The 20,423-nt window shown below is 69.2% G+C and carries 24 protein-coding genes; 10 read left to right on the top strand and 14 right to left on the bottom strand.

All coding sequences use genetic code 11. From position 1 onward, the window contains the following. From EPN98_RS01775 to EPN98_RS01765, 3 genes are all read right to left on the bottom strand, one after another. A partial coding sequence (locus EPN98_RS01775; RefSeq protein ID WP_293359437.1) for a DEAD/DEAH box helicase family protein occupies positions 1 to 746 on the bottom strand: 746 nt, incomplete at its 3' end. Between the two features lie 75 nt (positions 747 to 821). Continuing rightward, positions 822 to 1,163 (bottom strand): hypothetical protein, encoded by a 342-nt coding sequence (locus EPN98_RS01770; RefSeq protein WP_293359417.1) that lies wholly within the window; start codon positions 1,161 to 1,163, stop codon positions 822 to 824. Between the two features lie 86 nt (positions 1,164 to 1,249). Then, positions 1,250 to 1,534 (bottom strand): helix-turn-helix transcriptional regulator, encoded by a 285-nt coding sequence (locus EPN98_RS01765; RefSeq protein ID WP_366558447.1) that lies wholly within the window; start codon positions 1,532 to 1,534, stop codon positions 1,250 to 1,252. Between the two features lie 204 nt (positions 1,535 to 1,738). Between EPN98_RS01765 and EPN98_RS01760 the strand changes: the two genes are divergently transcribed. Both EPN98_RS01760 and EPN98_RS01755 read left to right on the top strand, forming a co-directional pair. Next, entirely contained in the window at positions 1,739 to 2,713 is a 975-nt protein-coding gene (locus EPN98_RS01760) for a nitronate monooxygenase family protein (protein ID WP_293359415.1), read from the top strand. A 106-nt stretch (positions 2,714 to 2,819) separates the two neighbouring features. Next, entirely contained in the window at positions 2,820 to 3,923 is a 1,104-nt protein-coding gene (locus tag EPN98_RS01755; protein WP_293359412.1) for an aromatic ring-hydroxylating dioxygenase subunit alpha, read from the top strand. Between the two features lies 1 nt (position 3,924). Here the strand turns inward: EPN98_RS01755 and EPN98_RS01750 are convergent, their stop codons facing one another. Together EPN98_RS01750 and EPN98_RS01745 are read right to left on the bottom strand one after the other, a co-directional pair. After that, a complete protein-coding gene (locus tag EPN98_RS01750; RefSeq protein WP_293359409.1) occupies positions 3,925 to 5,151 on the bottom strand; it encodes a cytochrome P450 in 1,227 nt (408 codons plus the stop codon). A gap of 69 nt (positions 5,152 to 5,220) precedes the next feature. Continuing rightward, positions 5,221 to 5,772: a carboxymuconolactone decarboxylase family protein gene (locus EPN98_RS01745; protein WP_293359407.1), complete on the bottom strand. Its 552-nt coding sequence runs from the start codon at positions 5,770 to 5,772 to the stop codon at positions 5,221 to 5,223. A 73-nt stretch (positions 5,773 to 5,845) separates the two neighbouring features. Between EPN98_RS01745 and EPN98_RS01740 the strand changes: the two genes are divergently transcribed. Beyond that, positions 5,846 to 6,178 carry a winged helix-turn-helix transcriptional regulator gene (locus EPN98_RS01740; protein WP_293359404.1) on the top strand — a complete coding sequence of 111 codons (333 nt, stop codon included), beginning with the start codon at positions 5,846 to 5,848 and terminating at the stop codon, positions 6,176 to 6,178. Here the strand turns inward: EPN98_RS01740 and EPN98_RS01735 are convergent. Next, the gene (locus EPN98_RS01735) at positions 6,175 to 7,074 is read right to left on the bottom strand and encodes an alpha/beta hydrolase (RefSeq protein WP_293359401.1); all 900 of its coding nucleotides are present in this window, start codon (positions 7,072 to 7,074) and stop codon (positions 6,175 to 6,177) included. The two genes, EPN98_RS01740 and EPN98_RS01735, sit on opposite strands and share 4 nt — an antisense overlap. Before the next feature lie 248 nt (positions 7,075 to 7,322). Here EPN98_RS01735 and EPN98_RS01730 point away from each other — a divergent pair, with 248 nt between their 5' ends. After that, positions 7,323 to 7,658 (top strand): PadR family transcriptional regulator, encoded by a 336-nt coding sequence (locus EPN98_RS01730; RefSeq protein ID WP_293359398.1) that lies wholly within the window; start codon positions 7,323 to 7,325, stop codon positions 7,656 to 7,658. Between the two features lie 3 nt (positions 7,659 to 7,661). After that, complete coding sequence (locus EPN98_RS01725; RefSeq protein ID WP_293359395.1) at positions 7,662 to 8,630, top strand: hypothetical protein; 969 nt, start codon at positions 7,662 to 7,664, stop codon at positions 8,628 to 8,630. Between the two features lie 166 nt (positions 8,631 to 8,796). On the opposite strand, the gene EPN98_RS01720 is transcribed toward EPN98_RS01725, so the two are convergent. Beyond that, positions 8,797 to 8,976 carry a hypothetical protein gene (locus tag EPN98_RS01720; RefSeq protein WP_293359392.1) on the bottom strand — a complete coding sequence of 60 codons (180 nt, stop codon included), beginning with the start codon at positions 8,974 to 8,976 and terminating at the stop codon, positions 8,797 to 8,799. A gap of 481 nt (positions 8,977 to 9,457) precedes the next feature. Here EPN98_RS01720 and EPN98_RS01715 point away from each other — a divergent pair, with 481 nt between their 5' ends. Beyond that, positions 9,458 to 10,321, top strand: a complete 864-nt coding sequence (locus EPN98_RS01715) for a cell wall hydrolase (RefSeq protein WP_293359389.1) — start codon at positions 9,458 to 9,460, stop codon at positions 10,319 to 10,321. An 11-nt stretch (positions 10,322 to 10,332) separates the two neighbouring features. On the opposite strand, the gene EPN98_RS01710 is transcribed toward EPN98_RS01715, so the two are convergent. After that, positions 10,333 to 11,154 (bottom strand): SDR family oxidoreductase, encoded by an 822-nt coding sequence (locus tag EPN98_RS01710; protein WP_293359387.1) that lies wholly within the window; start codon positions 11,152 to 11,154, stop codon positions 10,333 to 10,335. A 59-nt stretch (positions 11,155 to 11,213) separates the two neighbouring features. On the opposite strand from EPN98_RS01710, the gene EPN98_RS01705 reads away from it, so the two are divergent. Next, entirely contained in the window at positions 11,214 to 11,768 is a 555-nt protein-coding gene (locus tag EPN98_RS01705; RefSeq protein WP_293359384.1) for a DUF1003 domain-containing protein, read from the top strand. Here the strand turns inward: EPN98_RS01705 and EPN98_RS01700 are convergent. Together EPN98_RS01700 and EPN98_RS01695 are read right to left on the bottom strand one after the other, a co-directional pair. Further along, positions 11,765 to 11,986: a hypothetical protein gene (locus EPN98_RS01700; protein ID WP_293359382.1), complete on the bottom strand. Its 222-nt coding sequence runs from the start codon at positions 11,984 to 11,986 to the stop codon at positions 11,765 to 11,767. The genes EPN98_RS01705 and EPN98_RS01700 overlap by 4 nt on opposite strands. 54 nt (positions 11,987 to 12,040) lie before the next feature. Then, a complete protein-coding gene (locus EPN98_RS01695) occupies positions 12,041 to 12,997 on the bottom strand; it encodes a GlxA family transcriptional regulator (RefSeq protein ID WP_293359379.1) in 957 nt (318 codons plus the stop codon). Between the two features lie 83 nt (positions 12,998 to 13,080). On the opposite strand from EPN98_RS01695, the gene EPN98_RS01690 reads away from it, so the two are divergent. Continuing rightward, the gene (locus EPN98_RS01690; protein ID WP_293359376.1) at positions 13,081 to 13,758 is read left to right on the top strand and encodes a DJ-1/PfpI family protein; all 678 of its coding nucleotides are present in this window, start codon (positions 13,081 to 13,083) and stop codon (positions 13,756 to 13,758) included. Further along, positions 13,758 to 14,777, top strand: a complete 1,020-nt coding sequence (locus EPN98_RS01685) for a DJ-1/PfpI family protein (RefSeq protein WP_293359373.1) — start codon at positions 13,758 to 13,760, stop codon at positions 14,775 to 14,777. The genes EPN98_RS01690 and EPN98_RS01685 overlap by 1 nt, the downstream gene beginning before the upstream one ends. A gap of 1 nt (position 14,778) precedes the next feature. Here EPN98_RS01685 and EPN98_RS01680 read toward each other — a convergent pair whose 3' ends face one another. Continuing rightward, positions 14,779 to 16,185, bottom strand: a complete 1,407-nt coding sequence (locus EPN98_RS01680; protein WP_293359370.1) for a porin — start codon at positions 16,183 to 16,185, stop codon at positions 14,779 to 14,781. Between the two features lie 220 nt (positions 16,186 to 16,405). Between EPN98_RS01680 and EPN98_RS01675 the strand changes: the two genes are divergently transcribed. Further along, a complete protein-coding gene (locus EPN98_RS01675) occupies positions 16,406 to 18,250 on the top strand; it encodes a methyl-accepting chemotaxis protein (protein WP_293359367.1) in 1,845 nt (614 codons plus the stop codon). 19 nt (positions 18,251 to 18,269) lie between these two features. On the opposite strand, the gene EPN98_RS01670 is transcribed toward EPN98_RS01675, so the two are convergent. From EPN98_RS01670 to EPN98_RS01660, 3 genes are all read right to left on the bottom strand, one after another. After that, positions 18,270 to 18,794, bottom strand: coding sequence for a Rid family hydrolase (locus tag EPN98_RS01670; protein ID WP_293359364.1), 525 nt, complete (start codon positions 18,792 to 18,794; stop codon positions 18,270 to 18,272). Positions 18,795 to 18,915: 121 nt separating this feature from the next. Next, a complete protein-coding gene (gene nadC / locus EPN98_RS01665; protein ID WP_293359361.1) occupies positions 18,916 to 19,782 on the bottom strand; it encodes a carboxylating nicotinate-nucleotide diphosphorylase in 867 nt (288 codons plus the stop codon). Beyond that, complete coding sequence (locus EPN98_RS01660; RefSeq protein WP_293359358.1) at positions 19,779 to 20,390, bottom strand: TetR/AcrR family transcriptional regulator; 612 nt, start codon at positions 20,388 to 20,390, stop codon at positions 19,779 to 19,781. The genes nadC and EPN98_RS01660 overlap by 4 nt, the downstream gene beginning before the upstream one ends. Positions 20,391 to 20,423: the final 33 nt, after the last annotated feature.

The following is a 20,423-nucleotide window of genomic DNA, read 5'->3' as shown; positions in this document are numbered from 1 at the left end:
TCCTCGTAGTGGGCCGGGAAGATCTCAAGGGTGTCGCCGCGCCGGCGGAAACTGCCGCGCTCGAAGGCCTGATCGTTGCGCTTGTACTGGAGGGCCACGAGGTCGGCCATCAGGCGCTTCTCGTCGATCCGGTCGCCCGGCTTCACCTGGAAGGTCATGGCCGAGTAGGTCTCGACCGAGCCGATGCCGTAGATGCAGGAGACCGAGGCCACGACGATGACGTCGTCCCGCTCCAGGATCGCGCGGGTGGCCGAGTGGCGCATCCGGTCGATCTGCTCGTTAATCGAGCTGTCCTTCTCGATGTAGGTGTCGGTTCGAGGGACGTAGGCCTCGGGCTGGTAGTAGTCGTAGTAGCTGACGAAGAACTCGACCGCGTTCTCCGGGAAGAAGCTCTTGAATTCGCTGTAGAGCTGGGCGGCGAGCGTCTTGTTCGGCGCGAGGATCAGGGCGGGCCGCTGGGTCTCCTCGATGATCTTGGCCATGGTGAAGGTCTTGCCCGAGCCGGTGACGCCCAGGAGGACCTGGTCGCGGTCGCCGCCGTCGATGCCGGCCACCAGCTCGCGGATGGCGGTCGGCTGGTCGCCGGCGGGCTCATAGGCGCTGCTGAGCTTGAACTTGCGCCCACCCTCGCTCTTCTCCGGGCGCACCGGGCGGTGCGGCTTCCAGAGCATGGGCATGGTGTTTTCGTCGTAGTCGAAGGCCGCCGACATGTCGGCGACGCCTTCAGGCGCGGAGGGGGCGGGCATGGCGTCCAAGGTAGGCTCTCCCGGCAGGGTTCGCCACCTCTCTGCGCCAAGCCTGCTGACAGCAGTCTGTCAGGATCAGGCAGGCCGCCGGACGCCCAGCAGCACGCTCGCCATGTCGCCCTTGGCCTGGAGCGTGAGGATCAGCAGGTAGGGGAGCAGGAAACCCGCGCCGCCGAAGAACGCCACGACCGCGAGGACCAGGCTGAGCGGCGCAAAGCCGCCGCGCCAGGCGGTCCAGAGCGCCGACAGGGTGAGGAAGCAGAGGAAGTCGAGGTTGAACTGGCCGGGCCAGCCCATCTTCGCGATGTCGCCGAAGAAGATGGGTATGAGGTTCATCCCGTGGTTGGCGATGACCACCGCGGTGAAGGCGACGAGCACGCCCCACAGCACGACCAGCAGTATGCGGAACGCCGCCATCTCGATCACCTCCCCCTTGTTGCGCGGATGTTGGCACGGGAAGGGGGCGTCCGCACATTACCTGGCAGGTAACGGGAACGCGGCGGTCAGGCGGCGTGCTCGAAGCGGAGGGGCGGATCGGCGGGGCGGGCCGCCGGGTCGCTGTCAGCCTCGCGCGGGAGCCCAGCGAAAAAGTAGCCGACATCCACGTCCAGCACGCAGGTCAGCTTCCAGAGCATGGCGACCGAGAGGCGGTTGCCGGCGCACTCGTACTTCTGGATCTGCTGGAAGCGGACGCCGACGGCTGCGGCGACCTGCGCCTGGGTCAGGCCCAGCAGGCGTCGGCGACGGCGCAGGGCGCGCCCTACAAGGATGTCCACGTCGTCGGTCATGATGGCTACGCTTCGTTCAACTACCGCGACGTGTAGCGCCGACAACCGGAAGGGCGTGACCGAGCAAGTTCCGAGCACGCCGATTTCTCGCCGAGCCCGCCCTGGCCGCCGGCCGATTCCGACCGAACATGACGCGGCGGCGGCTTGCGGGCGCCGCGCAGCCGGGCCAATACAATGTAAACGCACGTTTGAAGGAGACGCCCTGTGAAGACCCGCATCACGGAACTGTTCGGTATCGAGCACCCCATTATCCAGGGCGGCATGCACATGGTGGGCTACGCCGAGATGGCGGCCGCTGTGTCGAACGCGGGCGGCCTGGGGATCATCACCGGCCTGACGCAGGGCTCGCCCGAAGGGCTGGCCAAGGAGATCGCGCGGTGCCGCGAGATGACCGACAAGCCGTTCGGCGTGAACCTGACCTTCCTGCCGGCGGTGACGCCGCCCGACTATCCGGGCTTCGTCGAGGCGATCATCAAGAGCGGCGTGAAGGCGGTCGAGACGGCCGGCAACAACCCCGCCAAGTGGCTGCCCAGCCTGAAGGAAGCCGGCATCAAGGTGATCCACAAGTGCACCTCGGTCCGCCACTCGCTGAAGGCGGAGCAGATCGGCTGTGACGCGGTCAGCGTCGACGGGTTCGAGTGCGGCGGCCACCCGGGCGAGGACGACGTCGGCAACTGGGTGCTGCTGCCCCGCGCCGCCGAAGAGCTGAAGATCCCGTTCGTCGCCTCGGGCGGCTGCGCCACCGGCAGCCAGCTGGCGGCGGCGCTGGCGCTGGGCGCCGAGGGCATGAACATGGGCACGCGGTTCATGGCGACGGTCGAGGCGCCGATCCACCAGAACGTGAAGGATGCCATCCTGGCCGCGAACGAACTGGATACGCGCCTGATCATGCGCCCGCTGCGCAACACCGAGCGGGTGTTGAACAACGCCGGCGTCGAGCGCCTGCTGGAGAAGGAGCGGACCCTCGGCGACAAGATCACCTTCGCCGACATCGCCCCGGAAGTGGCGGGCGTCTACCCGGCGATCATGAAGAACGGCGACATGGACGCCGGCGGCTGGAGCTGCGGCATGGTCGTGGGCTTGATCCACGATGTCCCGACCGTGAAGCAGCTCATCGACGGCATCATGGCCGAGGCCGAGGAGATCATCTCCAAGCGCCTGGCGCGGTTCGCGGCCTGATTCGCAGGCCCTAACGCGTACAGCCTCGTTCCCCGCCTCACCGTACGGCCGAGGCGGGGCGCGGGACGTGCTGACAGGGCGTCCAGAGCATGGAACAACACCGCCCATGACGGTGCAGTCTCTTCCCGCCTGGATGTACACAAGCGAGGCGTTCTTCGAGCGCGAGCGGCAGACCATTTTTCGGACGGCCTGGCAGGTGGTCTGCCACCTGAACGACATCCCCGAGGCCGGCGATTATCAGGCCTTCGACTTCCTGGGCGAGCGGGTGCTGACCGTGCGCGGGGACGACGGCGAGGTGCGCTCGTTCCACAACGTCTGCCGACATCGCGCGTCGCGGCTGGCGGACGGGAACCAGGGCAACTGCGGCCACCGGATTGTGTGCCCCTACCACGCCTGGAGCTACCGGCTGGACGGGCGGCTGGCCAATGTGCCGCCGTGGCAGGGCTTCGACGGGATCGACGGCGACGAACTGGGCCTGAAGCCGATCGAGCAGGAGATCTACCTGGGCTTCATCTTCGTGCGGTTTGCGCCGGGCCTGCCCAGCGTGGCCGAGATGATGGCGCCCTACACCGCAGAGCTGGCGCCGCACTGTCCGGCAGACCTGCAGCCGCAGGGCCGCGTGACGCTGCGGCCCCGGCCGGTGAACTGGAAGAACATCGGCGACAACTACTCCGACAGCCTGCACATCCCGGTGGCCCACCCGGGGCTGACGCGGCTGTTCGGGACCAGCTACGGCATCGAGGCCGAGCCGTGGGTCGACAAGATGTGGGGTGACATCGTCGAGACGCCGTCGAGCAACTGGGTGGAGCGGCACTACCAGGCGCTGCTGCCGACGTTCCAGCACCTGGAGGGGCGCGATCAGCGGCGCTGGAACTACTACAAGCTCTGGCCGAACGTGGCGTTCGACGTCTATCCCGACCAGATCGACTTCATGCAGTTCATCCCGGTCTCGGCCACTCAGACGGTGATCCGCGAAATCGCCTATGTGCGGCCCGACGCGCGGCGGGAGGTGAAGGCGGCGCGCTACCTCAACTGGCGCATCAACCGCCAGGTCAACGCCGAGGACACGGTGCTGATCCGGCGCGTGCAGGAAGGCATGGAGAGCTCAGGCTACGAGACGGGCCCGCTGGGTCCGTCCGAGGTGTGCCTGAAGGGCTTCGCCGAGAAGATGGCGATGTTCATCCCGGAAGCGGCCCAGGCGGCGGAGTAGACTAGGGCTCGACGATCAGGCTTTCCAGGCCGCGGAAGCCGGGCAGGGCGCGGTAGGTCAGCGTCTGGTCCGCCAGCTTCAGGTTCGGGAACCGCTCGAAGAGCTTCCACAGGGCGACCTGGCCTTCCATCCGCGCCAGGGGCGCGCCGATGCAGATGTGAGCGCCGCCGCCGAAGGCCATGTGCGGCACGTGTTTGCGGGTGATGTCGAACCGCTCGGGCGCCTCATAGATGGCCGGGTCGCGATTGGCGGCGCGCAGCACGGTGATCATCGCTTCCTTATCGGACACCGCCTCGCCGCCGACCTCCATGGGGCATGAGGCGATGCGGCTGGTCATGGTGATGGGCGGGTCCCAGCGCAGGATCTCCTCGACCGCCATAGCGATGAGTTTGGGGTCGGCCTTCAGCGCCGCCAGCTGCTCGGGGTGGGTGAGGAAGGCGCGGACGCCGTTGCCGATCAGGTCGGTAGTGGTGAGGTTGCCGCCCACCAGCAGGCTCTGGAGGTTGACGCTGACCTCCTCGTCCGAGAGCTGGGCGCCGGCGGCCTGGAGCTGGACCATGTCGGTGATCAGGTCGTCGCGTGGGCGGGCCCGGCGCTCGGCCATGGCTTCGGCGAAGAAGGCGTCCAGCGCCTGGGCCGCCACCATCAGCTGCTGGTCCTGTTCGGGCGTGCGCAGGGCGTTGAGCGACAGGATGATGCCTTCGGACCACTCGCGGAACTCGCGCAGGCGCTCCTTCTCGATGCCCAGCACGGCGGCGATCACCAGGATCGGCACCGGCACGCCGTAGTCGGCGATGATGTCGAAGGCGGCCCGACCACTCAGGCTGTCCAGCACTTCGTCGACGATCGTCTCGGTCTGGGGCTTCATCTTGGCCGCGCGCTTATAGAAGGCCTGCGTGAGCGGGCCGCGCACCCGGGCGTGGTCGGGATCGTCCATGAAGAGGATTGACAGCGGCCGGTCGCCCGACCCCTCTGACACGCGGCTGAACAGCGCGCGCGGGTTGCCGCGGGCCGGGTTCCGCCAGAGGCTGCGGTCGTTGACGATGCCGCGGACGTTCTCGTAGCCGGTCACCACCACCGACTCGAGCACCGGATCGTGGCGCACCGGGCACCGCGCCTGCAGGTCGGCCAGACGCGGGTAGGGGTCGGTCCGGAATTCGGGGTCGATCTCGAGGAGCTGGAAGCCCGTGGGCAGGTCCTGCGGCTCGGGCGCCTTCTGCTCTGACATCGGTTCGCTCCTCCTTCTGGCCGTGGAGTCAGCGCCAGGAGGACCGCGCGCGCAAGGCCTAGTTCGACGTCAGGCCGCGTACTGGGCGAAGCGGGCTGCGGTCGTCTCGAGCGGCAGGGCCAGGCCGTTCGAGAGATAGGCCACGGTGCGATAGAAGCCGCACAGCAGCAGGATCTCCAGGATCTGGTCGTTTCTGTAATGGCGCTGGAGGTCGGCGAACTCGGCGTCGGTAAGCGTGGACCGGTCGTGCAGCGCGTCGACGGTGGCGACCAGGACGGCTTCGTTCCCCGCCCACGGGCCGGTCGCGCCGGGCGGCGCCAGGGTGGCGGCGATTTCTTCCCGGGTCAGCCTGGCCGCCGCGGCGAAGGCGCTGATGTGGACGCCCCATTCGTACTCGCAGCCGGCGCGCGCGCACACCCGGTCGATGACGATCTCGCGCTCACGCAGGCTGATCAGGCGTCCGTCGAGCAGCGAGCCGGCGCGGAACTTCTTCCAGGCGCGTTCACTGCTGGCCAGCGTCGTGAACAGCACCAGCGGCGGGACGCCGGGCGGCATCACCTGGTCGAAGTGACCCTGGATCTCGGCCGGGTAAGGCGCGGGGAGGGGGGCGATCCTTGGCATGGGGGGCTAGCTCCGCTATCAATATCGTAGCGCGAAAGTGCTATTAAAATGATAGCGATGACAAGGGCCATTCGTGAGCCAGCCTGATCCGACGGCGATGTTGAGGGTGGCCGGCCAGCGGCCGATCATGGCGCTGCTGGAGCTGCTGGGCCGGCGGTGGACCCTGCGGGTGCTGTGGGAGCTGCGCGACGGGCCGCTCACGTCGCGGGCGCTGCGGGCCGCCGCGGGTGGCCTCGCGCCATCGGTCCTGCAGGCGCGGGTGAACGAGCTGCGCGGGGCGCAGCTGCTGGAGTTGGGCGCGGACGGCTACGGGCTCACGCCGCTGGGGCGCGAGCTGCTGGAGGTGTTCACGCCGATCTACCTGTTCGCCGACCGCTGGGCCGAGGCGATGCCCCGCGACAGCTAGCGGCGGGCGTCCAACCAGTCGCGGATGGTGCGGTTCACCTGGGGCGCGGCGTCGTGCTGCACGAAGTGGCCGGCGTTCGGGAACATCACCACGGTCGTGTCGGCGTCGACGTAGTTCCAGGTTCCGGAGTGGCCGGCGGCGTCGAGAGCCGTGTCCTTCATGCCGTGGATGACGAGCACCGGGACCTTCACGCGGTTGTTCGGTTGAGCGGACGGCGCGGGCTGGACGTCGGCGCCCGTCCCGCGCGGATAGTTGGCGCGGTAGTAGTTCATCATCGCGGCGAAGTCCGAGCGCTTGAAGGCCTCGACGTAGCCCGGCCGGGCGGCGGGGTCCTTGGTGGCCATGCCGGCCAGCATCTCGGCGCTCAACATCTTCTCCGAGCCTTCCTTCTGGAAGTTGCGGGCGTACTGGCTGTTCTTCTGCTGGTCGGCGTTTGTGGCGAGTTCGCGGGCCATCCCGGCGGGGTGGGGCACGCTCAGGATCACCAGCTTGTTGACCAGGTCGGGCCGCGCGAATGTGGTCTGCCAGGCGATGGCGGCGCCCCAGTCGTGGCCGATGACGATGGCGTTCTTCTCGCCCTCGGCGGCGATGACGGCGGCCACGTCGCCGATCAGGTTGGGCATGGCATAGGCCGCCTCGCCCTGGGGCTTGTCCGAGAGGTTGTAGCCGCGGGTGTCCAGGGCGGCGGTGCGATAGCCCGCCTTGTTGAGCTCGGTCGTCAGCGGCTTCCAGGTCGCCGAGTAGTCGGGAAACCCGTGGATCAGCACCACGAGCGGCCCCTTGCCCTCGGCCACGTAGTGGATCTTCACGCCGTTGTTGACCGCGTACTTGTCGGCCGCGTGGGCGGCAGTCGACAGCATCAGCGCGGCGGCGAAGGCGAGCGCGGCCCGGATCATCGGCGGTTCCTCGTTATGTTTACGGCGTAGATTAGACTTGCCTCACCTTCATGGGGAGGGGCAGCTCGACGAAAGTCGAGCGGGGCGGGGACGTGGCGATCCTCACCGGTCTCAGCACTCTGGCCGACACTTCCCCACCCGTCTCGCGTTCGCTCGCCACCCTCCCCATGAAGGGGAGGGAAAGACCCTGTGCGCCACATAGTATGTGCTAGACACTGTGTATCGCACAGTGTATGACGCACAGCACGATGCCCAATGACGCCGACATCTTCGAAACGCTCCGGCAGGAGCTGCGCCGCGGATCGCTGATCCTGGCCGTGCTGGGACAGCTGAGGTCCGAGCACTACGGCTACACGCTGCGCAAGGCCCTGGGCGACGCCGGCGTCGAGATCGACGAAGGCGCGCTCTATCCCATGCTGCGCAGGCTGGAGGCCCAGGGCCTGCTGACCAGCGAGTGGCGCGAGGAAGAGCGGCGCAACAAGCGCTTCTACCGGCTCTCGGACGAGGGCCGCGCCGTGCTCGACCGGCTGGTCGAGGAATGGACCAGGCTGAACGCCTCGGTCGACGCCATCCTGAAGGGTTGAGGCATGTCCGACCTGATCGAACGCTACCTGGGCGCCATCGCCCGCGAACTTTCCGAACGCCAGCGCGCCGACATCACCGCCGAACTGCGCGACGAACTGATGTCGCAGATCGAGGGCCGCGAGGAACGGCTGGGCCGGCCCCTGACCGAGGGCGAGCTGGAGGGGGCGCTTCGCGACTTCGGCAACCCGGTGGTCGTCGCGGGCCGCTATCGCCGGATACCGCACCTGATCGGACCGCAGATCTTTCCGTTCTGGTGGCAGACCACCAAGGTGACCATGACGGTGATCGCCGCCGTCTACGTGGTGCTGATCGTTCTGGCGCTGCTGACCCAGGGGCCCCATGAGCGGGACGTGCCGTCGCCCGTCCTGGTTCTGGGCTTCACATTCGGCGTCATCACCTTCGGGTTCGCCCTGATCGAGCGATACGGAAATCCCGAGAAGCTGGCGCGCCGGTGGCGGCCGGATGGACTCCCGCCGGCCGGGGGCAAGACCAAGGGCCGATTCGAGATCCTGGTCGAGATGGGCATGACCGCTGTGGCGCTCGCATGGTGGAGCGGGCTGATCCACTTCCAGAACACAATGCCGGGGACGGGCGGCCTGCAGGTCGACCTGGCGCCGGTGTGGACCGTCTGGTTCTGGCCGATCCTGGCCTACATGGTGGTGGAGCTGCTTGTGAACGCGCACGCCCTGCTGCGGCCGGCGCGGGTCATCGTGAACAGCGGGCTGGCGGTCGCCCGCAACCTGGCGGGGGCGGCCATCCTGTACAATGTGCGGCTGGACGGCCACTTCGTGGAGGTGAGCTCGCCGACCCTGCCGCTGGACGTTCTGGCGCGGATGCAGGCCAGCTTCGACCGCGGGTTCAACTTCGCCATCGGCGTGACGATCGCGGTGTTCCTGGCGCTGGCGGCGCTGGAGGCTTGGCGCCTCCGCGGCCATGTCGTCAGCCAATCGGGCGCTCCGGCGGCGGCCTGATCTAGAGCGTCGCGTGGCTCACAGCGCTGGCGGCGACGAGCAAGACGCCGATCAGTGTGGCCAAAGCGAGTATGAGATTGCGCATGCTTCGCTCCCCCTTTGATCTTCGGGGGAGTTACGCAGCAAGCGCGGCGCCAGATGCGTCAGGAGGCCGCGGACCGCCCTTCTAGCGGCGATCCACGCCCTTGCTGACCGCCGCGCCAACCCCGGCTCCGACCGCGGCTCCGACGGGTCCGCCCACCACAGCTCCGGCCACGGCGCCGGTGGCGGCCCGTTGCTCGACGTTATGGCCGCACGCCGAGAGGGCGAGGGCGGCCGACAGAGTCAGGAAGGCAAGTGCGCGCATGAGATCTCCTGCCGTGAAAACACGCCGCCATGACCATTGTTCCGTGCAAGCTTCGTGGCCCTCGACGTAAGGTAAACGAGTATGATTTCAGAAGACTTGGAAAGCCTGTGAAGACTAAATGCAGGCTTCGGTGAGCATCTCGAAATTCTCCTGCGAACTCAGTCCCCTGCGTGGCGCAAGCGATCTCAAGTCGCCTTAGGGGCGATCTCGCCGTTAATGCTGCGGCGCAAAAAAGTCTTGCCAGCGGCGCTCGCGCCATTCATACACCCTTCACCATTTGCCGTCGCTCGACCCCACAACGGATCTCGGGGAAGAGCCTGCCGGCGGACGCTGCCAGCACGTGCAGGGGCGCCCGGGGCGACATGTAGGTTGGGGGGCACGTAACGCCCTCGCCGCTGAGGACCGTTCCGTTTTGCAGTATGAATTCCTGGTGCGCGCCGTTCGGCGTACGCCTATTGGCGCCGCTTTGGCGGGTGCAGGCATGGGCCTGGGCCTGGGCGCAGCCTTTCTGATCTTCGGCATGGCCCGCCATGCGGCGGACTATGCGCATGAGCTGCGCATGGCCGACGCGGCTGTGGCCGGCTACAGCGGTTCGTACCTCGAAGCCGAGGGGCAGGGCCTTCGCATCGGGCTCCAGCGTTACGGCTTCGAGGGCGCTATGGATGCGATCACCCATCCCAGCCGCGTGGACAAGGAACGCCTGAAGGCGCGCCGCCGCGCCGACCTCGATTGCCTCACCACCGCGGTCTACTATGAGGCGCGTGGCGAAAGCCCCCGCGGCCAGGCGGCCGTCGCCCAGGTGGTGATGAACCGGGTGAAGCACCCGGCCTTCCCCAAGAGCGTCTGCGCGGTCGTCTTCCAGGGCGCGGGCCGCAAGGGCTGCCAGTTCAGCTTCGCCTGCGACGGCTCGATGCGGAAGCACCGCGAAATCCTGGCGTGGAACCGTGCACGCGAAGTGGCCACGCGCGCCCTGGCCGGCGCGGCCCGGGCCGAAGTGGGGGCGGCGACGCACTTCCACACGACGGCGGTCTCGCCGATGTGGGCGCCGCACATGCTGCGCGTCGCCAATGTGGGCGCGCACGTATTCTACAAGTTTGCGCCGTACCGCTCGCGTTCCGCGCCCTCGGCGGCGCCGGTTCGGCAGGCGATGCTGACGGCCAGCCCGGGGCATACCCCGGACCTGCGTATCGAACCTGCCGTCGAGAAGGCGATCGAGGCGTCGCTGGACCTCGCGCCGACGACGACCGCCGAGCCCAAGGCCAGGGCCGCTACGGGCGTGGCTGTGCCGGTCGCGGCAGAGGAAGCGCGCCTGGCCCCGGCCCAGCCGGCGGCTGCGTCCTCCTAGGCTCGACAGGCCTAGAGCGCGTCTACCTGCTTTCCGAGCTGTCGGCGCACCACGCCGGGCAGGAGCCGGTTGAGCAAGCCGATCCGTCGCGCCTGACCGCCGACCAGGTGGTGCAGCCGCGGCTTGCCGTGGACGGCGGTCCACACGGCCTCCGATACGTCCGACACCGGATACACCGGCACCTTTTCCTGGCGCAGCGACACACGCAGGTCCTCGTTTCCGGAGAAGCGGGCCTTGTCGAGCAGGGGCGTGTCGATGAACCAGGGCATGATGCAGCGGACGCCGACGCCGATGCGCGCGAACTCGGCCTCCAGGGCCTCGGACAGGCCGCGCACGGCGAACTTGGTGGCGGCGTAGACGCTCATCCGGGGCGGGGCGACGACGCCGGCGACAGAGGCCACGTTGACGACCAGGGCGCCCGGTGTTGCGGCCAGCAGGTCGAACGCCGCCTGGCATCCGTTCAGCACGCCCTTGAGGTTCACATCGAGTTGCAGGTCGACGTCGTCGGGCGTCTGGCTCTCGAGGTATCCGCCCTTGGCGACGCCGGCGTTGTTCATCAGTACGTCGAGCCGGCCGCCCGTCGCCTTCGCGAACACCGCGAGTTCGCGCTTCCACGCGCTGCGGTGGCGGACGTCTAGGCTGCAGACGATCCCGTTGGCCGGGCCGATGGCCTCGAGCGCCGCGGTCAGGCCCTTGGCGTCGATGTCGGCGAGGCCCACGAACCAGCCGCCGGCGGCAAACCGGCGGGCGGTGGCGAGGCCGATGCCGCTGGCCGCGCCCGTTATGAAGATCGCCCGACGGCTGTCCGCCTGGGCCCTGGTGATCCCGGACATCGCGAACCCCCCCGTATGCTGCGAAGTTACACCCTCTATCCTGAGAAGAGGAAAATCGGATGGCGGTGGAAGCTCGGCAACAACTGGCCAAGGACCTGTTGGGGAGCTCCTACGAGACGCTGACCCCGGTCCAGCGAAGCGTCATCGACCTGATCGCGACCGAGGCGCCGACCGGGCTGGATCCGGCCCTGCACACCGACGACCGCAGGCCGGGCGAGAAGCTGTCGGATCGTGTCGCCGCCATAGGCGGATCGTGGCGCTTCATCATCGCGTTCGCGCTGGTGCTGGCGGTCTGGATGACCTGGAACGTGGCGGTCCACGGCACGAAGCTGGCCTTCGACCCGTACCCCTTCATTTTCCTGAACCTGATGCTGTCGACGCTGGCGGCCGTCCAGGCGCCGATCATCATGATGAGCCAGAACCGCGCCGCGGCGCGCGACCGGGCGGCGGCCGAGCACGACTACATCGTCAACCTGCGGGCCGAACTGGAGATCATGCACCTGCACGACAAGATGGACGCACTGCGCCGGCGCGAGCTGTTGGGAATCATCAAGCGCCAGAACGAGAGCCTGCGGATTCTGCGCCAGCAGGGCGCCGCCGAGATCGGGGCCTAGGCGGCGCGGGGCTGGAGCTTCAGCGCCGCCGGTTCGTCGGCGCGGCTGTCGCCGTCATCGTACCAGGCCGCCAGGCTGCGGTACTCACGGGCGACCTCGAGGAAGCGGTCATGGCCCTCGCCGGGGCCCCTGTCGGCGAGATTCTGAACCCGCCGAGCTTCCGCGGCGTAGTACCTGCTGCGCCCCTTCAGGGCGATGGCTCCGGGCTCGATCGACATACGCGCGCTCTCCACAGGCCATGGGAAAGCGCCGGCGAGGCAAGGGTTCCCTCGTCAGGCCCGGGCGGCCCTGCGCAGCGACTGGGGCGGCTGGCCGAAGGCGCGCAGGAACGCGCGGCGCATGCGTTCGGGGTCGCCGAAACCCACGGCCTCGGCCACATGGTCAATCGGCGCGTGGCTGGTCTCGACGGCCGTGCGGGCCGCTTCCAGGCGCAGGCGCTCGACCGCCTTGGCCGGCGTCGTGCCCGTCTCGGACGTGAACGCGCGGGCGAAGTTGCGGGGGCTCATGGCGGCCCGCTCGGCCAGCCGCTCGACGGTGAGCGCGCCGGCCAGATTGGCCCGCATCCAGTCCATCAGCTCGGCGAAACGGCCGGTGGCGCCGCCCATCTCCACAAGCGCCGAGAACTGCGATTGCCCGCCGGGCCGACGTTGGTGGACGACCAGCTGCTGGGCGGTGCGGCGCGCGACCTCGGGGCCCAGGTCGTCCTCGATCAGCGCCAAGGTCAGGTCGATGCCGGCGGTGATGCCGCCTGACGTCCACACGTTTCCGTCCCGGATGAAGATGCGATCGGCGTCCAGGCGGATCTTCGGATAGCGCCGGGCGAAATGGTCGGTGCGGCTCCAGTGGGTGGTGGCCCGCCGGCCGTCCAGCAGGCCGGCCTCGGCCAGGAAGTAGGCGCCCGAACAGACGCTGGTGACCCGCCGCGCGGTCGGAGCCACGCGCTTCAGCCACGCGACGATGTCGGTGAACTCGCGCACCGCGCGGGTGGCGTCGCCGCCCGAGACCAGGATCGTGTCCCAGTCTCCCCCGGTCGGGGGCGCATCGGCGAGGTCCTCACAGGCGAAGCCCGCCCCTGCGGTCGACAGGGTGTGTCCGCCGCCGGGCGCGAGCACGTGGGTCTCGTAGGCTCCCGGGCTGTAGCGGCCGGCGATGTCGAAGGCCGACAGGGGCCCCGCCGCGTCCAGCAGCTGGAAGTTCGGGAAGACGACGACAGCGAGCTTGCGGGTCATGGCAGAATTTGTGGGAACATTGTCATTTCGGCCAGACCATGCCGCGCGTAGGTCGGGGGCGTCAAGTTTTCAGGAGGTCCCAGATGTCCAAGCTCAAGATCCTCTTCGTGCTCTATCCCGGGGTGACCCACCTCGACTTCACCGGCCCGCACCAGGTGCTGTCGCGGGCGCCCGACTCCGAGACCGTCGTGGCGTCCATGGGCGGCCAGGACATCGAGGCCGAGGGCCTGACGTTCACGAACCTGGCCGATCTCTCGAAGGTCGATCGCTGCGACGTGATCTGCGTCCCCGGCGGCTTCGGCACCACCGCAGCCATGCTGGACGAGGCGTTCATGGCGGAGGTCCGTCGCCTCGGCGCGGGCGCGACGTATCAGACCAGCGTCTGCACGGGCTCACTGATCCTGGCCGCGGCCGGGTTCCTGAAGGGCAAGAAAGCCGCCTGCCACTGGGCCTGGCGTTCGATGCTGGAGCCCTTCGGCGCGATCGTGAGCGATGAGCGCGTGGCGCGCGACGGCAACGTCATCACCGGCGGCGGCGTGACCGCCGGCATCGACTTCGCCTTCGTGATGCTGGAGGAGCTGGCGGGCCGCGACTATGCCGAGGCGGTCCAGCTGGGTCTCGAGTACGCCCCCGCGCCGCCGTTCAACTCGGGCCGGCCCGAGCTGGCGCGGCCTGAGGTCCTGGCCCAGGTGAAGGCCCGCATGGCCGCCTCCGCTGACAGCCGCGCCGAGGCGGCGATGCTCGCGGCGGAGCGCGCGTGATGCGGCGTTGGCTCATCGCGGCCGCCGCCTGGCTGGCGCTGGCGGCGCCGGCCGCGGCCAAGCCCCTCGTGGTGATCCTGGCGGACGCCGACGGAACCGAGACGACCGACCTGATTGCGCCTTATGCGATCCTGGCCGAGAGCGGCGCGGTCGAGGTCAAGGTGGTCGCGGCCACGGCTGCGCCCATCCGGCTGATGCCCGGCATGGCGCGGATCTCGCCGCAGATGACACTGGCGGAGCTCGCGCGGCGGCCGACGGCGCCGGACGTCGTGATCGTGCCGGCCATGCACCAGGTGCGCGATCCCGAGCGCGCCGCCTGGCTGCGGGCGCAGGCCAAGGCGGGGGCGCGCCTGATGTCGATCTGCGACGGGGCGCTGGTGCTGGCCGAAGCGGGGCTGCTGGACGGCCGACAGGCGACCGTCCACTGGTTCAGCGCCGAGAGCCTGGCGAAAAAGCACCCGAAGGTCACCGTGCGGCGCGATCTTCGCTGGGTGACGGATGGCCCCATCACCACCACGGCGGGCGTCAGCGCCTCGGCGCCGGCCTCGCTGGCGCTGCTGAAGGACCTTGCCGGCGAAGAGGTAATGCGCGCGACGGCCGGGCGGCTGGGGCTGGCGCAGCCCGATCCGCGTCACGCCGGCGGCGACTACCGGGTGGCGTCGGGCCCGCTGAGCGTGGCGGCCGGTAATGCCGCCGCGTTCTGGCGGCGCGACGACGTGCAGGTAGCGCTGTCGCCGGGCATCGACGAGTTCAGCTTCGCCGCCGTCCTCGACGGCTGGTCGCGGACCTACCGCTCCACCGCGTGGGCCACCGGGCCGGCGACGGTGGTCTCGCGGCGGGGCCTGACGATCCACGCCGATCCTGCCGCCCCGAGACACTTCGATCGCCAGGCGACACTGCCCGCGACCGGCGCCATCGAGGGCATGATCGACCAGCTGAGGGCGGCCTACGGCCAGCCTACCGCCCGGTTCGTCGCGTTGCAGCTCGAGCACCCCTACGGCGCGCTGAGCGCCTGGTAGGTCAGAAGGCGAACTGACTGCGGATCGACAGCACATTGGCGTCGTCGCCGACCTCTACGCCGGTGGCGCTCAGGCGGTCGACGTCGATGTGCTGGTACTGCAGCTGGAAGCGCACGACGGCGTTCGGATACCAGTTCAGCGCCGCGGTCGTGACGGTCTGCTCGCCGCCGCGGACGCCGCCGGCAGGGGCCGCCACGCCGCGGGAGCCCGCGTTGTCGTCGAGGTCCAGCACGCTGTAGCGTCCGGCGATCTCGATGGCGCCCCAGGTTCCCTCGGCCGGGTTGAAACTGGTGTTGGGCCGGATGCCCCTGAAGCCGCCCGACTGGCTGGTCCAGGCGTGCTGTTCGCCGGTGATCGTCCAGGCGGCCTGTACGTACCAGCCGTCGAAGTTGGGGTTGGGCCCGCCCGTCCGGTCGAGATCGATCCGGAAGGCCTCGGCCGAGGCCTGCAGGTTCCTGTAGTTGAAGCCCAGCTCGGCGCCGTAGGCCGTGGCGCCGCTGGCGTTGAGGTTTCCGGTGTCGACGAGGCGCGCGCCGTCGACCCGCAGCTCGGGCCGCTCGCGAAGGCGCAGCTGGCGCGTGCGCGCGGCGCCGGCGCCGGTGTCGGCCACCTTCAGGACGCCCGAGACGCTGCCGCCGACGTGGAGGGCGAAGTCCTTGTCGCCCAGGGGGCTCCAGGCGAGGCGGCCGATGTAGCCGATCTGCTCGTCGAACTCGGGCGCGGCGGGCGTTCCGACCACGGCGCCGGTCAGGACGCCGGAGGCATACCAACGCTCGCCGTTCGCGAAAGCGCCGACGCCGGCCCGACCGTCGCCGCCTGCGATGTTGCGGACCAGTTCCGGGGCGGCGGCGCGCTCGATGAACAGGCCTTCGGCGTTGTTGGTGGCGTCTTCGAGACCCACAGGCGTGGCCCAGGCGCCGGCGCGCAGGCGAACCGGGACGCCGCCGGGCCTCCAGCCGGCGTACTCGACATAGGCCTGGTTCAGCACCGCCGACTCGGCGCCGCTTCCGCCGAATTCGCCCGTCAGGGCATAGTTCCAGTCCCTGGCGAACGTCCCTTCCACGCCCAGGCGGGCGCGGCGGAAGTTGGTGCCGGAACTCAGGTCGTTCGTCCCGCGCTTCTCGTCGTAGGCGGCCGCATCGAACTGCATCAGGCCGCGCACGGCGAACCTCTGGCCGTCGCCGGTGGAGATCGTGGGCCGGCCGTTGGAGAGCGCGGTGGCGGGCGCCTTCCTGCGTTCGGCCTCGGCCTTCTGGGTGGCCGCCTTGATGTCGGCGAGCTCGCCGGTGAGGGCCGCGATCTTGGCCTCGAGCGCCGCGATCCGCTCCTCGGCCGTCTGCGCCAGGGCGTCCTGCGCCACGCCGGCCAGCAGCGCGGCCACGAGCGAGGCTCGCATCATCGTCTTCATCAGAGGGATCCGGGGTCCATACCGTCGTGTGACAGCGTTAAAGACCCATCCGGTGAACGAGCGGTTCACGCGTAAGAAACAGCAACCCGAAGTATATATTTTGGGAATTGTGGGAATTCGGGATTGTCGAGGGTGCGATGATAATTCGCATCGTGATTAATTGGCTGGTCATAGGGATGGGTCATGCGTGGGCGATCACTTCAAGCGCGCAGGAACGCCCGTGAATTTTCGGAACCTCTCGATTTCGGCCAAGCTTGTGTTCGTCTTCGGCGGAATGCTGGCGACGATCGCCGTGGGCGGCATGGGCCTCTACCTGAACAATGTTTCGCTGCAGGCCTCGGTCGCCCGTACGGACCGCGCCCAGCAGGCGCTGTCAGCGGCGGTGGATGCGACGTTCCGGCTGGCCCGCCAGGAGAACTCGCTGCGGGGTTTCCTGCTGTCGGGCGACGCCTACTACGTCAAGCGCATCAATGAGGTTCACAAGGTCAAGTTCTTCGAGGCGATGAAGACCCTGGAGGCCCTGGCCCAGGGCGATGCTGCGGCGACGGCGCGGGTGGTCAAGGCCGAGGCGGCGTTCGCGAACTATGAGAAGGTGGCGCTGAACGTCGGCATTCAACTGGGCTCCGATCCGGCGACCCGCGCGGAAGGCGTCGCCCTGGTCAGCCATGACGGCGTGGCCGACAAGGCCATCGAGGCAGTCGAAGACGCTATCGGCGCCATCGACGAAGCGGCCGCCGAGACCCTGAAACGCGAAGCCGCCGCCCAGGCCGCCGCACTGCAGCGTGTGACGATCGGCTTGATCGTCGGGGTGGCCCTGCTGGCGGCCCTGGCTCTGGCCGCGGGCGTGATCCTGGCCCGCTCGATCGCCGACCCCGTGCGGGCGATGACCACGGTGATGCGCCGTCTGGCCGCGGGCGACAACGACGTCGAGGTGCCCGCCACCGACCGCAAGGACGAGGTGGGCGCCATGGCCCAGGCCGTGCTGAGCTTCAAGGACGGCGCGCTGGCGCGGATCCAACTGGAGCGGAAGGCCGAGGACTCTGCCGCCGACGCTGAACGGCAACGCGGTCAGGCCGAGTCGGAGCGCGCGCGCGCCCAGGCCGAGCAGGCCGCCGTTGTGCAGGCCTTGGCCCTGGGCCTGTCGCGCCTGTCGTCCGGCGACCTGACCTATCGCATCACGGACGCCTTCCAGGGGAGCTACGAGGAACTGCGGAAGGACTTCAACACCGCGGTCTCCAACCTTGAGCGCACCCTGGGTCAGATCGTGGATGGCTCGGGCGCCATCACCTCGGGCGCCGGTGAGATCAGCCAGGCCGCCGACAATCTGTCGCGGCGCACCGAGGCCCAGGCGGCCACCCTGGAAGAGACCGCCGCGGCGCTGGACCAGATCACCGCCACGGTGCGCAAGACCGCCGATGGCGCCCAGGCCGCCGACGCGGTGGTGAACGAAGCCCGCGCCAGCGCCGAGGCCTCCACCGCCGTGGTGGGCCGCGCGGTGTCGGCGATGGGCGAGATCTCGGCCTCCTCGGGCCAGATCGGGCAGATCATCGGCGTGATCGACGAGATCGCGTTCCAGACCAACCTGCTGGCGCTGAACGCCGGCGTCGAGGCGGCGCGCGCCGGCGACGCGGGCAAGGGCTTCGCGGTCGTGGCCTCGGAAGTCCGCGCCCTGGCTCAGCGCTCGGCCGAGGCCGCCAAGGAGATCAAGTCGCTGATCTCGGCCTCGTCGGAACAGGTGGGCGCGGGCGTCGAACTGGTGGACCAGACTGGCCAGGCGCTGCATCAGATCTTCGAACAGTTCAGCCAGATCGCCGTCCTGGTCCGCGAGATCGCCGCCTCGGCGCGCGAGCAGGCCTCGGCCCTGGGCCAGGTGAACACGGCCATCAACCAGATGGACACAACCACCCAGCAGAACGCCGCCATGGTGGAAGAGAGCACGGCCGCCAGCCACACGCTCTCACGCCAGGCCAGCGAACTGACCCGCCTGGTCCAGGCCTTCAAGGTGCACCCCGGCGCCGGCCGCCGCGCGATCGAGACGGCTCAGCCGCTCCGCATGGCGGGGTAGGGGAGAAGGCCGCCCCTCTTCACTTCTTCCGCGGCGCGTAGGCGATCATCTGGATCTCGACGACGCCGTCGTCGGCCAGCAGGCCCGTCGTGCCCACCGCGGTCCAGGCCGGATGAGGCGGCGGCATGAACTCGTCCTTGGCCTTGGCGAAGGCGGCGAACTGCTCGTCGCGCGTACCCTTGAAGCCGGGGCCGTCCCAGACATGGAAGGTGTTGATCATCACCACGTCGGCGAATGTCGCGCCGTCGGCCTTCAGCATCTGATCGATCGAACGGAATGCGCCCCGGACCTGTTCGGTGAACGCCGCATGGTCTGTCGGCGGCTTGCCGTAGGGCCCGGCGATCACGCCCGAGATGTAGAGGAAGTCACCGGCCCGGCGCGCGGGTGCGAACTTGTAGGCGTCGTAGTTGCGCTGTGCGCCGGGGCTGTGGATCACCACGTGGCCGCCGGGCGACGGCACGATCTTCGGGTAGCCGGCGGCCGGCTGAGCTTGGGCGACGGAGGCGGCGAGCGCGGCGGCCGCGATGAGCGAGGGCTTGAGCATGGCGGCGACTAGAGCCCAGGCTCGCCACGCCTGCCAATACCCGAAACCTATCGCGCCGCCCGGTTGATGATCCCGCCGCGTGGTGGATCGGCTCCGGCCGAGCCCTGTTTTCCGTGGGCTGCTACTCGCCGACCGCGTCCAGGCCGATGTCCAGCACCTTGGCCGAATGGGTCAGGGCGCCGACGCTGATGACGTCGACACCGGTCTCGGCGATGGCGCGGACGGTCTCGAGCGTGACGCCGCCCGAGGCCTCCAGGGTCACGCGTCCGCCGGTGATCACCACCGCCTCTCGCAGGTCGGCCAGGCTGAAGTTGTCCAGCATGATCACATCGGGATCGCAGGCGAGCGCCTCCTGGAGTTGGACCAGGGTGTCGACCTCGACCTCCACCTTCACCAGATGACCGGCAAAGGCCTTGGCGCGGCGCACGGCTTCGCCGACCGAGCCACAGGCGGCCACGTGGTTGTCCTTGATCAGGATGGCGTCATCCAGGCCGAAGCGGTGGTTCACCCCGCCGCCGCAGCGCACGGCGTACTTCTCCAGCGCGCGCAGCCCCGGCGTGGTCTTTCGCGTGTCGGTGATCCGGGCCTTCGTGCCGGCGACGGCGTCGACGTAGTCCTGGGTCAGCGTGGCGATGCCGCACATACGGCCCAGCAGGTTCAGCGCGGTGCGCTCGGCGGTGAGGATCGCGCGTGCGTTGCCGCTGACGCGGGCCAGCGCGGTGCCGGCGGGAACGACATGGCCGTCCACGGCGAGCGCGTGAAACGTCGCGGCCGGATCCAGCTCGGCCAGGGCCAGGCGGATGCAGCTCAGCCCTGAGACAACGCCGCCGCGGCGGGCCGCGAAGTCGGCGGTGAGCCGGGCGTCGGCGGGGACGCAGGCCTGGGCGGTGATGTCGCCGGCGCGACCCAGATCCTCGGCCAGCGCGGCGCGGACGACAGGCGCCACGATCAGGTCGGGAAGGGGTTCGATGGTCGGGAATGGGGTCATGACGGGGCCGTGGGCTTGGACAGGGCGATACCCGCGAGGAAGCCGCGGATCAGGGTGAGGGTGGCGGCGCGAACTTCCAGACTGGCGGCGGCCGGATCGGCGGCGACGGCGATCCTGAGCGCGCCCTGCACGAAGGCGCCGAACACCAGGTGCGAGAGGGTGGGCACAACGGCCTCGTCCAGCAGGCCGGCCTCGGCCAGGTGACCCATGGCGTGGGCGATGAGGCCGATGCAGACCGGCTCCTGCAGTGTGATCCACTGCTGGAAGCCCAGCACCGAGGGCCCGTCGATCAGCAGCAGCCGGCGCGCATCGGCCGCCTCGTAGGCGTCGAACATCTTGGAGCCGCCGACGATGATCTCCTCCAGCGGGTGCGGGCTCTCGGCCATGGTGGAGAGATCGACGTACTTGGCCACGTCGGCCATCACCGCCTCGCAGGCGGCACGGAACAGGTCGGTCTTGTCCTTGAACTGATAGTAGACCGCGCCCTTGGTCAGCCCGGCCGCCGCCGCGACCTCGTCCACCGACACCGCCGCATAGCCGTTTTCGGCGAACAGACGGCGCGCCTGGGCGACCAGCCGGTCGCGGTTGGTGAGCGGGACCGTTGACATCATACTCTCGGTATGACGATCATACTGAGAGTA

The organism is Phenylobacterium sp. (assembly GCF_004299445.1).
Classification (GTDB): Bacteria; Pseudomonadota; Alphaproteobacteria; order Caulobacterales; family Caulobacteraceae; genus Phenylobacterium.
This window is presented reverse-complemented; position numbering and strand designations above follow the sequence as displayed.